Genomic DNA, 14028 nt, shown 5'->3' with positions numbered 1-14028 from the left:
GAGGGCAAGGTGGGTCTGCGCAACCTCCGCCGTGAGGGCGTCGACCGGATCAAGAAGCAGGAGAAGGACGGGGAGCTCTCCGAGGACCAGAGCCACGACGAACAGGAGAAGGTCCAGAAGCTGACCGACCGCTACATCGCCGAACTGGAGAAGAAGCTGGCGGAGAAGGAAGCCGAGATCCTCAAGGTGTGAGCCAGACCGCCCATGCCGATGTGATCGTCGTGGGTGCCGGGGCCGCGGGCGGTGCAGCGGCCTTCCACCTCGCGGCCCGTGGCCGACGCGTGATCCTGCTCGAGGCCCAGGCCCCGGGACGGTCCAAACCCTGCGGTGGCGGCATGGCCGCCTCGGTGCAACGCTGGTTCCCCTTCGATCTGGCCCCGGCCGTTGACCAGGTGATCCGCCGGGTGCGGTTCACCTGGTGCCTGGAGGATCCAGTGACGGCGGAGCTGCCCGGCGCGGCCCCCTTCTGGATCGTGCGCCGCAGCGTGCTCGATGCCTTCCTGGCCGAGCAGGCCGTCCAGGCGGGCTGCGACCTGCGCCATGGCTGCCGGGCCGAGCGGATCGAGCGCGGCGACGATGGCCTCTGGGAGGTGTGGGGGCCCGGCGAGGGGCCCTTGCGGGCCAGGGCCGTGGTGATCGCCGATGGCTCCGGCTCCCGTTTCGCGGCTCCCCTCGGCCTGGGCCCGCCCCGTCCCCGCTTCGCGGCCACCGTTTCGGTGGAGGTGGCGGCGGATCCCGATCCTGCCGACATGGCCCGCTTCGAGTTCGGTCTGGTGCACCACGGCTTCTGCTGGGTGTTTCCCCGGCGGGGGGGCTACAGCATCGGGGTGGGCACCTTCGTTGGCCAGCAGGAGGCCGACAGCGAAGCGGTGCTCTCCGCCCTGCTGCCCAGTCTGGGGCTGCCGGCGGGCGCCGGCGATCGCAGGCACGGCCAGCTGAGGCTCTGGAACGGCCACCATGCCCTGCACGGGCCGGGCCTGGTGGCGGTCGGCGATGCCGCCTCCCTCTCTGATCCCTTCCTGGCCGAGGGCCTGCGGCCATCCCTGCTGAGCGGCTGCGAAGCGGCCGTCGCCCTCGACCGTTGGCTTGATGGCGATGGTCCCGCCCTGGAGCAGTACAGCCTGCGCATGCGCGAGGCCTGGGGGGATTCGATGGCCTGGGGTAAACGCATCGCCCAGGTGTTCTACCGGGTGCCCCGGGTGGGCTACCAGCTGGGCGTCAAGCGACCCACCGCTCCCCAGCGCATCGCCCAGATCCTCTCCGGTGAGATGGGCTACGGGGAGATCGCCCAGCGGGTGATCCGGCGGCTGCTGTTCCAGCGGGGCTGAGGCAACTCCCCAGCCCTTCACCGGTCTACCCAGCCTCAGGTGCGGGGCACGCCTTTGAGGTCCCGCAGGCGCTGGTCGATCGAGCCCAGCAGCTCGATGGCGAACATCGGCGCCTCCTGGACGGCGAACAGGAACTTCTCACGGTTCATCACCAGCAGCTGGCAGGGGGTGAGGGCCGTGGCCTGGCCGTAGCGGCGGTGTTCGGACGTGACCAGGGCCCCGGCTCCGAAGACGTCGCCGGCCTGGATATCCTCGTGGCCCGCATCGCCATTCCAGCTGAGGCGCACCGTTCCCTCCAGCAGGCCGAACATGCAGTCGCCGGCTTCGCCGGCACTGAAGATGACGGAACCGGCCTCGACATCCCTCACCTCACCCTTGGCGGCGAGGGCGCGCATCGTGTCGAGGGCATGGACGGTGTGGGTCATTCGTCAGCGGGACGGGTCCCCATCTTTGCCCATCAAGGTGAACATCTGATCAAGGAATGGGGTCCGGAGCGGACGTTCAGCGGCTGATCGCCAGCGGAGCTCCCAGGCCGCCGCGCACATCCTCCGGGGCCAGGCGACCGTCGTTGTCGGTGTCGAGGGCGTCGAAGACGGCATCGCTGCCGAGCCATTCCTCGCGGGTGATGCAGCCGTCACCGTCGAGGTCGTTGAGCAGGAAGATCTCATGCACGGCATGGGTGAAGGCGGCTCCGCCCTCGATCACCGCCAGCCTGTGGGCCAGCTGACCTTCCAGGGTCTCGATGGCCTTGGAGAAACCGCGGATGCCCTCATCGAGCTTTTCGCTGGCCATGGGATCGGCCGCCATCATCGTCCGGAAGGTGGTCTCGTCGACGTGGATCCTGGCCTCGGCCGCGCCGGGTCGGGAGGGATCAAGACGCCGTTCCAGGTGCTGCTCACTCTGCCGCAGCTGGTCCATCAGGGCCGGGGAGATGGTGAGCAGATCGCAGCCCGCCAGCTCGACGATCTCGTCGATGTTGCGGAAGCTGGCGCCCATCACCTCGGTGCCGTAGCCATAGGTCTTGAAGTAGTTGAAGATCCGCGTCACCGACAGCACGCCGGGATCCTCCGGGCCGGGATAGCTTTCGCGTCCGGTGGATTTTTTGTACCAGTCGAGGATGCGCCCCACGAAGGGGGAGATCAGGGTGATGCCCGCCTCGGCGCAGGCCACGGCCTGGGAGAAGCCGAACAGCAGGGTGAGGTTGCAATGGATGCCTTCGCGCTCCAGCACTTCCGCCGCCTTGATGCCCTCCCAGGTGGAGGCGATCTTGATCAGCACGCGGTCGGTGCCGATGCCGGCCTGGGCATAGAGGCCGATGAGCTTGCGGGCCTTGGTGATCGTGGCCTCGGTGTCGTAGCTCAGGCGTGCATCCACCTCCGTGGAGACCCGGCCCGGCACGATCTTGAGGATCTCCTTGCCGAAGGTGACGCTGATCTCGTCGATGGCCTCGCGCACCACGTCCTCGGCGGGGGCCGCCGCGCCGATCACCTCACGGGATTCGCGCAGGGAGCGGTCGATCAGGTCCTGGTAGGCCGGAATCTGGGCCGCCGCCAATATCAGCGACGGGTTGGTGGTGGCATCCCGCGGCGTGAACTGGCGAATCGCCTCAATGTCGCCGGTGTCAGCCACCACCACGGTCATGGCGGCCAGTTGTTCGAGCAGGTTGGCCATCGTGGAACGGCGTCGGGAGGGAGGTCGTCAGGACCTGACGCTAGCCATGGCCCCCAGGGGCCAGGCACCGGGGTTGTGGAAATGAGGACAGGGCCGGCCCTCAGGACGGGGTGGCTGTCCGGGCCCCCCGCACGACCGGCTGGCTGGGGGGCACCTTCTCGATCACGAGCAGGGCTTCGGCGATCTGGCGGGCCACCGGCAGGGCCACGGTGGAGCCGTAGGCATTGCCGCCCTGGGGCTCATCGATCACCACCAGCACGACGTAACCGGGATCATCCCCGGGCAGGATCGCCACGAAGCTGCAGATCCTGGCCCCGGGGATGTAGACGCCGTTGCGGGCCTTCTGGGCCGTGCCCGTCTTGCCGGCGATGCGGTAACCGGGAATCTTCATCCCCTTGCCGTTCTCCACCACCGTTTCCATCCAGTTGACGACGGTGCGGGTCACCGCAGGATCCAGCAGCTGAACCCCCGTCGGGGCGGTGGCGCTGGCCAGGGCATCGCCCGAGCGCAGACCTCGGGTGATGTGGGGGCTCACCAGCCGGCCACCGTTGGCCAGCATCCCGTGCAACTGCAGCAGTTTGAGGGGCGTGAGGGAGAAGCCCTGGCCGAAGGCGGCGACCGCCGGCTCGATCGGCGCCGAGGTGAATTCGCTGCGGCTCTTCAGCTGGCCGGCCACGGCCCCGGGCAGGTCCGTGTCAGGCATCTCGTCGATGCCGAAGGCCCGCAGCCAGTGCCAGAAGCGATCCCGCTTCACCTGGGACATGGCCTTCACCATGGCCACGTTGCTGGAGACCTGGAGCACCGTGGGGAAATCGATCAGACCGTTGGCGCGGCGGTCATGGTTAAAGATCGGCCAGCCACCGATGCTCAGTTGGCCCACATCGTTCACCTTGTCGCCGGGGCGGATCGCCTTTTCCTGCAGGGCCAGGGCCAGATTGATCGGTTTGAAGGTGGAGCCTGGCTCGTAGAGGTCCTGCACCGACCATTCGCGGAACAGGGCGGGGTTGTAGCTCCAGAACTTGTTGGGGTCGTAGCTGGGGGTGGAGGCCAGGGCGAGGATCTCGCCGTTGCGGGCATTCATGACCAGGGCGGCGCCCTGCTTGGCCCTCCACTGCTTCACCTGCTTGCCCAGCGCCTGCTGGGCCACCTGCTGCAGGCGGGCATCGAGGGTGAGCTGCAGCCGCAGGTCGTCGCCATACAGCGCCCCGGCCTGCAGGCCATCCGGCAGGGGGGTGCCGTCGGCGCCGCGGCGCATGCTCATCGTCACCTCCTGGCGGCGCAGATCCCGGTCGCGGCTCTGCTCCAGGCCCGCCTGGGCGACCCGCTCCAGGTTGAGGAAGCCCACCACGTTGGCGAACAGCTGACCCTGGGGGTAAACCCGCTGCGGGTAGGCCTCCAGATCGATGCCGCTGATGCCCAGTTCCCGCACCCGGTGGGCCGTTTCCGGGTCCAGGCCTGTGGCGAGCTTGACGCCGCTGCGGCGGCTGCCGATGGTTTGCAGCAGGTCGCCCGGGGGCCGCGCCAGAACCTTGGACAGTTCCCGGACGACGTCGGCGGGGGGGCGAATGTTCTGGGGGTCGTCGCCGGGCAGGTTGAAGTAGCGCGGATGGGCCCAGAGGGTGAAGCGCTCCTCGTCGAGGGCCACCAGCCGCCCCATGCGGTCAACGATGGTGCGCCGTTTGCCGATGGGGGTGATCGCCTGGGTCTGGATGGCCCTGGCCCTGGCCTGGAGAGCCGGTGCCTGCACCACCTGGAGCCAGGCCAGGCGTCCCGCCAGTCCGACCAGGGCCGCGCAGAGCAGCAGATAGACGGCCAGCATCCGGCCGGTGGGGATCGGCTGGATCTCCACCACCCGCCGCGTCGCGGTCCCCTTGCCGCGGCGCCCACCGCCCTTGTCGGCGTCGGCCTGGCCGCCGACGTCGCCGGAGGACCTCGAACGGAACGGGGAAGGCATCAATAGCCGGCCGGAATGGCGCGCAGCTGGAAGCCGGCGAGCAGGGGAAGGGAAGCGCGGGGACGGTTGCTGCGGGGCTCAGGCAGGTGGATCAGCTTGTCGCTGCTGGTGGGCTCCAGCAGACCGGGCCGCCGGACCAGGCTGAGGTGGTGCTGCTCGAGCAGGGCGGAGGACTCCTGCATGCGGTGCTCGAGGGTCTTGGAGGCCTGCAACTGGGCGAAGCTGTGGGCCCACTGGTTCTGCCAGTGGAGGGTGAGGGCACTCAGGCCGAGCATGGAGAGCCCCAGTCCCACCAGGGCGCCGCTGCTGATCCGATGCAGACCGGCCAGCCAGGGCGCCTGCCGTTCAATCTTGCGCGCCGAAAGGGACCCCTCGATCAGATGGAGGGGCCTCAGTCTGGGCAGGGGATTCTGGCTGCGTGGGGCGGGGGAGGCGGCCAAGGGACCTGAAAGGCACTGCGCAAGTGAACCACCCCAGGGGGGCGCCAGCAAGCGGTGTCAGTCGGCGAGAAAGAGGAGATTCATGAAGGTCAGCCCATTCCAGAGGGCGTGCATCAGAATGGCGGAGCCCAGTCGGCCGCTGCGCCACCGCAACCAGCCCAGTCCGAGGCCGAGCACGAACAGGGGCGCCAGCTCCGCCAGGCTCAGGTGGGCGATCGCGAACACGGCGGCACTGAGGATCACCGCGCCGGCGCCACCGAGCCTCTGGCCCGCCACCGGCAGCAGCACGCCCCGGAAAAGAAGCTCCTCGAACAGGGGCGCCACCACCAGGGCGGTGAGGGCGAAGCAGGAGAGGGCCAGGGGATCGGCGCTGGTCAGCACCAGGTCCAGCAGCGGATTGCTCCCGCCTGGGTCGCTCCAGACCCTGTCGATGACCCAGCTGGAGGCCGTCACCACCGGCAGCACCATCAACAGGCTGACGAGGGCACCGCTGAAGGCGGACCGGGCAGGCCGCCACTGCCATTGCAGCCAGCCCCCCGCAGGACTGGGGGTACGGCGCGGCAGCATCAGGCCGAGCAGCAGCAGGGGCGTCGCCATCAGGGCCGCGTAGAGCACCAGCACCTCGATGCCCTGGCTGAGGGCCCTCGGTGTGGCCAGGCGCTCCAGGACGATCTGGAGCGGCGGCTGCACCACGACCGGAACGACGACCTCCCCGAGCACCACGAACCCGCCGGCGATCAGCAGGGTCACATCGACGGGGCTCAGGGGTGGACCCAGAAGCGGTGGCGCGGCCGGTAGGCGCTGACGCCAGGCCATCCAGCCCTGGCGCAGCAGCAGGACGACCCCCGCCAGAAGAAACAGGGCCGGCAGCGTGGTCACCGCCAGCAGCCTCAAGAGCAGCCCCAGGGACCGCTCCTCCGCCGGACAGGTCCCCGGGTCCCCCGGCAGCTGTTCGCAGACCAGCTGCTGCACCATCAGGGGCGCTGACCAGGGGGCCAGCAGCTCCTGCCGCCGCCGGGCATCCACGGAGCGTCCGTCGAGCAGGGCGTCGACCAGGGGGCGTCGCCCGGCGTCCACCTGGGTGGCCAGTGGCTCCAGTTCCGTCGCATCGACCGGGGCCGCAGGATCCGCCTCGGAGCGTTCCAGCAGGGCCAGTTCGAGGCGGCGCAGGGCCAGCGGTGGCTCCTCGGAGGCCTCCAGCTGCCGCCTCAGCTCCAGCTTGAGGTCCTGGCGGGGGGCCTCCCCGGCCAGGAGCGGCCGCAGGCCCGGTGGGACAGCGTCGGCTGCCAGCGCCCCCAGTTCCAGCTGCCGCAGGCTGAGGGAATCCACCACCGACGGCCGCTCCAGGCTGTCGATCAGCCCCCCCACCCACAACAGGGCGCAGAGGGCCAGGCTGAGCAGAGCCAGCAGGCTCTTCCAGCCCGGCGGTGCGGCGGGGGGTCCGGATCGGGAAGGGGTTCCGTTCAACCGGACCACCTCGGTGGCAAGGGCAGCTGATTCTCCCCTGCCCCTGGACTCTGGCCGCTCCCATACGATGGCCGGGCCTGCGCCACAAGCACCGTGCCCCTTCGCATCGTGCTGGTCCGCCATGGGCTGAGCAGCTTCAACCTGGAGCACCGCATCCAGGGCCGTGACGACCTCTCCAACCTCACCGAGGAGGGGCAGCGCCAGGCCTGTCGCACGGGCGAGGCCCTGGCCGAGCTGCCGTTCAGTGCCGTCTACAGCTCGCCCCTGCAGCGGGCCAGCGCCACGGCGGCGGCCCTGCTCGCCAGCCATGGCTCGCCGCTGAGCCCCCACTACGACGACGATCTGCTGGAGATCGATCTGGCGCCCTGGAGCGGCTTGCTGCGCAGCGAGGTGCGGGTGCTGGATCCGGAGCAGGAGCGCCGCTGGCGCGAGGCCCCCGAGACCATGGAGATGCAGCGCGCCGACGGCAGCCGTTTTCTGCCGGTGCCCGAGCTGCTGGAGCAGGCGGGCCGCTTCGCCGATCGGCTGCTGACGCGCCACGGCGATGGCGACACCGTGCTCGTGGTGGCCCATAACGCCATCCTGCGCTGCCTGGTGCTGCATCTGCTCGGGCTGCCGGCCAGTGGTTTCCTGCGCCTGAGGCTCGACAACGCGTCCATTTCCGTGCTCAACCTGGTCCGCGGCGAGGGGGGGCGTGCTTCGGTGCAGCTGGAATCCCTCAACGGCACCGCCCACCTGGGTGCCCCCCTGCCGCCGGCCGGAGCGGGCTGCCGGCTGCTGCTGGTGCGCCATGGCGAGACCGACTGGAACCGGGAGGGCCGTTTCCAGGGCCAGATCGATATCCCCCTCAATGCCCACGGCCTGGCCCAGGCGGAGGCGGCACGGGCCTTCCTGGCGCCGATCCCGCTGCAGCGCGCCTACAGCAGCGACATGGCCCGCCCCCTGCGCACCGCCGAGGTGATCCTGGGTTCCCACCCCGGGGTGCCCCTCACCACCAACCGGGGGCTGCGGGAGATCGGCCATGGCCTCTGGGAGGGCCGGCTGGAGAGCGAGATCGCCGCCGGCTGGCCCGATCTCCTGGCCGCCTGGAAACGCAGCCCCGAAACGGTGCAGATGCCCGAGGGCGAGACCATCGTTGAGGTGTGGGACCGGTCCCTGGCGGCCTGGAACCACATCGCTGCCGGGCTGGGGCCCCAGGAGACGGCCCTGGTGGTCGCCCATGATGCGGTCAACAAGACCATCCTCTGCGCCTTGCTCGGTCTTTCCCCCGGCGACATCTGGACCGTGAAGCAGGGCAACGGCGGTGTCACCGTGATCGATTACCCCCGGGGGGCGACGGCAACGCCGGTGGTGACCGCCCTCAACCTCACCGCCCATCTGGGCGGCGTCATCGACCGCACGGCCGCCGGCGCCCTCTAGCCGGCCCACCCCCCGAGGCCCCTGCCATGGTCCGTCAGCTGCTGATCCGCGGGGTGCATCTGCTGGAAGCCCCAAGCCGGCCGCCCCGGCGGGCCGACGTGCTGCTGGAGGACGGCGTGCTGGTGGCGATCGATCCGGATTTGTCCGCCGTGTCAGGGGAGGCTTGCGTCAGTGCCGACGGGTGCTGGTTCGGCCCCGCACTGGTGGATCCCCACAGTGTGCTGGAGGAGCCGCTGCAGGGGAGGGCGGAAACCCTGGCCAGCCTTGGGGCCGCCGCCGCCGCCGGGGGCTACGGCACCGTGGCCCTGCTTCCCTGGGCCCCCACCTGGCGGGACCGCCCCGAGCGGCTCGGCTGGAGCTGGCCCGAGCCTCTGGAGTTGCTCCCCTGGGGCAGCTTCAGTGTCGATGGCCTCGACCGGGAGCTGGCCCCCCACGCCGACCAGTTGGCCGCCGGCGCCTGCGGCCTGGCGGCCGGGGCGACCCTGCCGCCGATCGACCTGCTGGAGCGGGGCCTGAGGCTCGCCGAGATGGGGGACCGGCCGGTGCTGCTGCCGCCCCGGGACCGGTCCCTGGCCCAGCGGGGTTTTGTGCGGGAGCGGGTGGAGGCCCTGCGGGCGGGCTGGCCCCTCGACCCCCCCGGCAGCGAGACCCTCCCCCTGGAGACCCTGCTCAACCTGGCCGGCGACCTGCCCGGCCTCCAGCTGCGGCTGATGAATGTCTCCACCGCTGAAGCGGTGGCGCGTCTGCGGCGCCAGGCCCGCCCGCCGATGGCTTCCGTGTGCTGGTGGCATCTGGTGGCAGACAGTGGTGGCCTTGATCCGGCCGAGGACGGCTGGCTGCTGGAGCCCGCCCTCGGGGCACCGGCCGACCGACGGGCCCTGATCGACGCCCTCGCCAATGGCGTCATCAGTGCCGTTGCGGTCCACCACGTGGCCCTCGATGCCGAGGAGGAGCTGCTGCCCCTGGATCAACGCCGCCCTGGGGTGGCTGGCCATGGCCTGGTGCTGTCCCTGCTCTGGGAGGAGCTGGTGGGACGCCAGGGTTGGCGGGCGGAGCAGCTCTGGCAGGCGCTCTGCTGGGGACCCGCCCGCTTCCTGGGGCGGCCCCAGCCCTTGCTGGCCCCTGGCACGCGCCAGTGGCTGCTGTTTGACCCTGGCCACGCCTGGCGCTGGGCGGACGCATCGCCGGGCTCCCTGGCGGCCAACCGGCCCTGCCGGGACCGTCAGCTGCAGGGACGGGTGATCGCCACAGGGCTCAGCGATCCAGCTGGCTGGGTTCTGGCAGCGGGCCCGCCGAACTGAACGGGAAGAAACGCCAGAAGGCCCGGCCGATCAGCTCGGATTCGGGCAGCAGCGGACCGCCGGGCCAGAAGCGGGCATCCCAGCTGTTGGCCCGGTTGTCGCCCATCACCACGAGATGGCCGGGGGGCACCACCACATCCAGGGTGCGGCAGGGGCCGACCCCCTGACGATCGACGGGGCAGTAGTTGCGGACGTAGGGCTCGTCGAGGGGGCGGCCATTGATCGTGACGCGCCCGCGGGGATCGGCCACCACCCGCTCCCCGGGCAGCGCGATCACCCGTTTGATGTAGGCGTCACAGGCCGGTTGCTGAAGGCCCGGCAGGGAACCGATCAGGGGCAGGTTGACCAGCAGGCAGCGCAATCCACCGGGCTTGGTCGGTCCGGTGAGGATCGGATCGAAGTGGTACGGGGAGCGGAACACCACCACCTCGCCGCGCTTGGGGGGCCGTTGTCGGAAGGTGAGCTTCTCCACCAGCAGCCGGTCCTGCAGCTGCAGGCCCGGCAGCATGGAGCCGGAGGGGATGTAACGGGCCTCCAGCAGGAACTGGCGGATCCCCAGGGCCACCGCCAGGGTGATCAGGACACTGCGCCAGAAGGCCCAGGGGCTTTCCTGTCGCGGTTCTGAGTGGGGCTGCGGCTCGTCGCGAGCGCCGTCGTCGACCTGGGGATCCGATGGGCTCAAGGGGTACGCGCGGCAGGTTCGGTGGTCGGGAGGCAGATTAGGCACGCATCCGCCCGCCGCGTCCCCGATGGCACGCCCACGCTGGCACCAGACCCTGGCCCTGCCCTCCAGTGGCCTGGGCCGCCGCTGGGATCGCTTCGTGGCGCTCTGGGCCGCCCTGAATCTGGTGTGGGTGGCGTTCGACGTCACCTACATCCCCCTGCGCACCTTCTGGCTGCAGCGCAACCTCTACCCGCTGCCGTCGGTGCCCCTGGTGGTGCCGCTCACCTTCATCCCCGACATCACCCCCTGGGTGGATCCGATCAAAGGGATCGAACCCCACCGCGAGACCCAGGCCTACCTGGACCAGTTCGCTCGCCTGGATGCGGCCCTGCGCCAGGGCCCCCCGGGGCGGCCCAGCCCCGCCCAGGACAAGCTCCTGGTGGAGCAGGTGCGGCTCACCGTCGAGATGATCGACTCCAACCCGATGCTGGCCTCGGGCACCTCCGGCACCCTGGAGAAGATCAAGAACCGCCTGCGCCAGCGCGCCGACAAGGACTCGGCCAAGCAGGCGGCGGCGGTGCTGCTGAGTCCCGCCTGGCTGGCCTCCCATCCCTGGGACCAGGAGCGGTTGTTCTGGCGCCAGCAGGTGCTGCCCCTGGTGGCCACCACCTACTGGCGCTCGATCGATGAGAACGGGCGCCCCACCGACCATTTCTGGCGCTACGACCTGATTCTGTTCCAGAGCGTCTTCGCCCTGGATATCCTGCTGCGGGCCTACCGCCTGCGCCGCCGCCTGCCGGGCCTGAGCTGGAACCGGGCCCTGCTGCGGCGCTGGATCGACCTGCCCCTGCTGCTGCCCTTCTGGCGCCTGCTGCGGGTGGTGCCGGTGCTGGAGCGGCTGCACACCAGCGGGCTGATCACCATCGAGCCGATCCGGGCCGTCATCAGCCGCGGCGTGGTGGCCCTGCTGGCGGTCGAGCTGTTCGAGGTGCTGGCGCTGCAGCTGATCGATGGCCTGCAGCAGCTGATCCGCTCACGCCGCTGGCCGATGCGGATCCGGGCCCTGCGCAGCCATCAGACCGTGGTCAGCAACGATGAGCGGGAACTGGTGGAACTGCTGCGGATCTGGGGCCCCCTGCTGCTGGTGCGGGTGGCGCCGCGCCTGGCGCCCGAGCTGCAGGGGGTGCTGGGCCATGCCCTGCAGCAGAGCCTCCAGAACGCCATCGTGCCGCCGGGCCTGCGCCAGCTCCAGCCGCTGCTGCAGGTGGAGAAGGGGCTCTCCCGCCAGCTGGCCGGGGGGATGGTGGACAGCCTGCTCGACCTCACCCGCAGCACCGGGGAGCGCCTCAGCCGGCGCGATGACCAGCAGCTGGAGCTGTTGCAGCGCTTCATCGACCGCTTCTGGGAGGAACTGGCCGAAGCCCTGGAGAGCGGACCGGCCCTGGAACGCTCCCAGCAGTTGCTCTGCACCTTCCTCGAGGAGTTCAAGGGGACCTACCTGAGCCAGATCAGCCGGGCCGGCATCGAAGGGCTGATCGAGGAGCTCGACCAGTTGATGGTGAAGGGCTCCCAAGGTCCGGGCGAAGGCAACGATCCGGCCTAGCCGAGCAGCTCCTGCCATTCCTCGGGGCGGAACCCGGTGACGATCCGCCCCGAGGCCGTGACCAGAAAGGGACGCTTGATCAGGCGCCCATCGGCGGCAAGGGCCGCCAGGGCCGTGGCCGTGTCCATCGCCTTCACCGTGGCGGCGCCCAGGGCCCGGTAGCTCTGGCCACTGGTGTTGAACAGCCGGCCGAAGCCACCCAGCTGGCGGTGGGCCTCGCTGAGCAGCTCCAGGGACGGGGGGGCGTTGGTGATGTCGATGGCTTCGAACGGGATCTGCCGATGCCGCATCCAAGCCAACGCCTTGCGACAGGTGCTGCAGCCGGCGTAATGAAAGAGGCGATGGACCGCCTGATCAGCCATGCAGGCTCACTTGCGGCCGACGAGGGCCTTGAGGGCGCCGACCAGGCTGTTGGAGCCCTTGCCCACACCGGAGTCCGGCTTGGTGCGGATGGTGACGTCCCCGTTGACGGTGGTGCGGCAGCTGAGGCGGTAGCTGGAGGGACGATCCGCCAGGTAGACCTCCTCGACGTCGCTGCGGGGGGAGAGGTTGCGGGCCCCTTCCACCACTTCCACCACACAGGTGCCGCACTGGCCGAGGCCGCCGCAGTTGTTGAGGTTGTTGAGGCCCGTGTAGGGATTCACCCCGGCGTCAAGGGCCGCCTTGCGCAGATTCGCCCCTTCAATACAACCAACCTGCTGGCCTTCCTTTTCGAAACGGATGGTGGGCACGGTCGATCGTGGGTAGGGGGCGCCGCCCAACTTAGGTCACACCGCGTCCCAACGATCCCACTTTCGTTGCCTTGGGAAAGGATCGTGGCCTTGGGATCGGATCGGGGCGGCCCGGAGGGGCTCCCTACGATGGGCGGGTTGCCCGCAGACCTTGCTCTCTTCCGATCCCGCCCCGGCCCGGCAAGGCACCTACGACCTGGTGGTGCAGCAGCTGATCCCCGGTTACGCCAGTCTCGCTCGCCTGTCGGTGGCGCTGCTGGCCTCCTCTCCCCTGGCGTCAAGGCAAGCGGCGGAGGTGCTGGTGGCGGGCTGTGGCACGGGGGCCGAACTGCTGGAGGCCGATGGCCAGCGGCCGGACTGGCGGCTCACCGCCATCGATCCATCGGCGGAGATGCTGGCGGTGGCCCGGCAGAGGCTGCACAACAGGGGCCAGATCGACTGGCACCACGCGACGGTGGAGCAACTGGGTGCCGAGGCCCGTTTCGATGGCGCCCTGTCGGTGCTGGTGCTGCAGTCCCTCCCCGACGACGGCACCAAGCTGACCTTTCTGACCGCCCTCGCCCGCAGCCTCAGGCCCCAGGGACAGCTGGTGCTCGTCGATCTGATGCGCCCGGAGCGCTCGCCCCTGTCGCCCCAGGTGGCCGAGGCCTGGCGCTGCTTCCAGCGGGCCAGCGGGGTGGTTGGAGGGGCGGTGGATCCCACCGCCCAGATTCAGGGCTTCCACCCCATCGGCATCGCCCGGCTGACGGCTCTGGTGGAGGCCGCCGGCCTCAGCGATCCGGCACCGTTTTTCCAGGCCCTCGACTTCCAGGGCTTTCTGCTACAGCGACGGGCCTGAAGCGCGGTTCGATGGACTCCTGATCGCCGGGGAGCAGGGGCCGGTCGGTGATCACCCCGGCCAGGGGCACCAGCAGGGTCACGAGGCCGAGCAGGAATCCGGCAACGGCTCCGAAGGGCTGGTCGAAGAAGAGGTCGGAGGCTGCGTCCGTACCGTTGCCGTAGCCAGGGGATCTGGGCCCCGGACTGTCGGGCTCTCCGCTGGGCTGGTCGTCGCCGGCGGCAGGGGCCAGGGAGACACCACCGGCGCTGCTGCCCGATGATCCGGTGCTGAGGAGGGAGCCAGAGGCGGCGATGGACGGTTTGGTTCCGTGATGGGAACCGGAGCGGGGGAAGGGCCGGGCGTGTTGGACGTGATCCATGCAGTCGTGCAGCGGACGGACCGGTGCACTCGACGGGAAACAAAGGGTGTTTGGGTGATTCTGCCACCGATCGGCCCGTTCGGCCCTTCTGTGGGTGGTTTCCGACAGCGTTGGGGCCTCAGGCCGCCGGCCGTGACTGGGAGTGCTGCTGGCGGTGCAGGTGGAGGTCGGCGGGGGGGGCATCGGCCCCATCGAGCCGGGCGCGGATCGCCTGCACCTCCTCCAGGATCGAAGCCAGCAGCTGCTGGGTG

The 14028-nt window shown here is 70.2% G+C and carries 15 protein-coding genes; 6 read left to right on the top strand and 9 right to left on the bottom strand.

What is annotated here, in order from left to right; genetic code table 11:
• Positions 1-192, top strand: a 192-nt coding sequence (locus KBZ04_RS06840) for a ribosome recycling factor (protein ID WP_254991198.1), incomplete at its 5' end; no start/stop codon positions are given.
• Positions 189-1328 (top strand): NAD(P)/FAD-dependent oxidoreductase, encoded by a 1140-nt coding sequence (locus KBZ04_RS06835; RefSeq protein WP_254991196.1) that lies wholly within the window; start codon positions 189-191, stop codon positions 1326-1328. The genes KBZ04_RS06840 and KBZ04_RS06835, both read left to right, overlap by 4 nt.
• Positions 1329-1363: 35 nt before the next feature.
• Here the strand turns inward: KBZ04_RS06835 and KBZ04_RS06830 are convergent, their stop codons facing one another.
• From KBZ04_RS06830 to KBZ04_RS06810, 5 genes are all read right to left on the bottom strand, one after another.
• Complete coding sequence (locus KBZ04_RS06830) at positions 1364-1753, bottom strand: Crp/Fnr family transcriptional regulator (protein WP_254991195.1); 390 nt, start codon at positions 1751-1753, stop codon at positions 1364-1366.
• A gap of 76 nt (positions 1754-1829) precedes the next feature.
• Positions 1830-2999, bottom strand: coding sequence for a transaldolase (locus tag KBZ04_RS06825; RefSeq protein ID WP_254991194.1), 1170 nt, complete (start codon positions 2997-2999; stop codon positions 1830-1832).
• Between the two features lie 100 nt (positions 3000-3099).
• The gene (locus tag KBZ04_RS06820) at positions 3100-4953 is read right to left on the bottom strand and encodes a peptidoglycan D,D-transpeptidase FtsI family protein (RefSeq protein ID WP_409995941.1); all 1854 of its coding nucleotides are present in this window, start codon (positions 4951-4953) and stop codon (positions 3100-3102) included.
• A complete protein-coding gene (locus KBZ04_RS06815) occupies positions 4953-5393 on the bottom strand; it encodes a hypothetical protein (protein WP_254991193.1) in 441 nt (146 codons plus the stop codon). The genes KBZ04_RS06820 and KBZ04_RS06815 overlap by 1 nt, the downstream gene beginning before the upstream one ends.
• Positions 5394-5450: 57 nt before the next feature.
• Complete coding sequence (locus KBZ04_RS06810; RefSeq protein WP_254991192.1) at positions 5451-6869, bottom strand: CPBP family intramembrane glutamic endopeptidase; 1419 nt, start codon at positions 6867-6869, stop codon at positions 5451-5453.
• A gap of 84 nt (positions 6870-6953) precedes the next feature.
• Between KBZ04_RS06810 and KBZ04_RS06805 the strand changes: the two genes are divergently transcribed.
• Both KBZ04_RS06805 and KBZ04_RS06800 read left to right on the top strand, forming a co-directional pair.
• Positions 6954-8279 (top strand): histidine phosphatase family protein, encoded by a 1326-nt coding sequence (locus tag KBZ04_RS06805; protein ID WP_254991191.1) that lies wholly within the window; start codon positions 6954-6956, stop codon positions 8277-8279.
• A gap of 26 nt (positions 8280-8305) precedes the next feature.
• A complete protein-coding gene (locus tag KBZ04_RS06800; protein ID WP_254991190.1) occupies positions 8306-9580 on the top strand; it encodes a dihydroorotase in 1275 nt (424 codons plus the stop codon).
• Here the strand turns inward: KBZ04_RS06800 and lepB are convergent.
• On the bottom strand, positions 9534-10262 hold the full coding sequence (gene lepB, locus KBZ04_RS06795) for a signal peptidase I (protein WP_254991189.1): 729 nt from the start codon (positions 10260-10262) through the stop codon (positions 9534-9536). The two genes, KBZ04_RS06800 and lepB, sit on opposite strands and share 47 nt — an antisense overlap.
• Before the next feature lie 67 nt (positions 10263-10329).
• Here lepB and KBZ04_RS06790 point away from each other — a divergent pair, with 67 nt between their 5' ends.
• The gene (locus KBZ04_RS06790; RefSeq protein ID WP_254991188.1) at positions 10330-11847 is read left to right on the top strand and encodes a hypothetical protein; all 1518 of its coding nucleotides are present in this window, start codon (positions 10330-10332) and stop codon (positions 11845-11847) included.
• Here the strand turns inward: KBZ04_RS06790 and KBZ04_RS06785 are convergent.
• Together KBZ04_RS06785 and KBZ04_RS06780 are read right to left on the bottom strand one after the other, a co-directional pair.
• Positions 11844-12209, bottom strand: a complete 366-nt coding sequence (locus tag KBZ04_RS06785; protein WP_254991187.1) for a Spx/MgsR family RNA polymerase-binding regulatory protein — start codon at positions 12207-12209, stop codon at positions 11844-11846. The two genes, KBZ04_RS06790 and KBZ04_RS06785, sit on opposite strands and share 4 nt — an antisense overlap.
• A gap of 6 nt (positions 12210-12215) precedes the next feature.
• Positions 12216-12578 (bottom strand): 2Fe-2S iron-sulfur cluster-binding protein, encoded by a 363-nt coding sequence (locus tag KBZ04_RS06780; RefSeq protein ID WP_254962822.1) that lies wholly within the window; start codon positions 12576-12578, stop codon positions 12216-12218.
• 151 nt (positions 12579-12729) lie between these two features.
• On the opposite strand from KBZ04_RS06780, the gene KBZ04_RS06775 reads away from it, so the two are divergent.
• Positions 12730-13416, top strand: coding sequence for a class I SAM-dependent methyltransferase (locus KBZ04_RS06775; RefSeq protein ID WP_254991186.1), 687 nt, complete (start codon positions 12730-12732; stop codon positions 13414-13416).
• Here KBZ04_RS06775 and KBZ04_RS06770 read toward each other — a convergent pair.
• Positions 13349-13777: a hypothetical protein gene (locus tag KBZ04_RS06770; RefSeq protein WP_254991185.1), complete on the bottom strand. Its 429-nt coding sequence runs from the start codon at positions 13775-13777 to the stop codon at positions 13349-13351. The genes KBZ04_RS06775 and KBZ04_RS06770 overlap by 68 nt on opposite strands.
• Between the last annotated feature and the right edge of the window lie 251 nt (positions 13778-14028).

The sequence above is a fragment of the Cyanobium sp. N5-Cardenillas genome, assembly GCF_024345515.1.
GTDB lineage: Bacteria > Cyanobacteriota > Cyanobacteriia > PCC-6307 > Cyanobiaceae > Cyanobium.
This window is presented reverse-complemented; position numbering and strand designations above follow the sequence as displayed.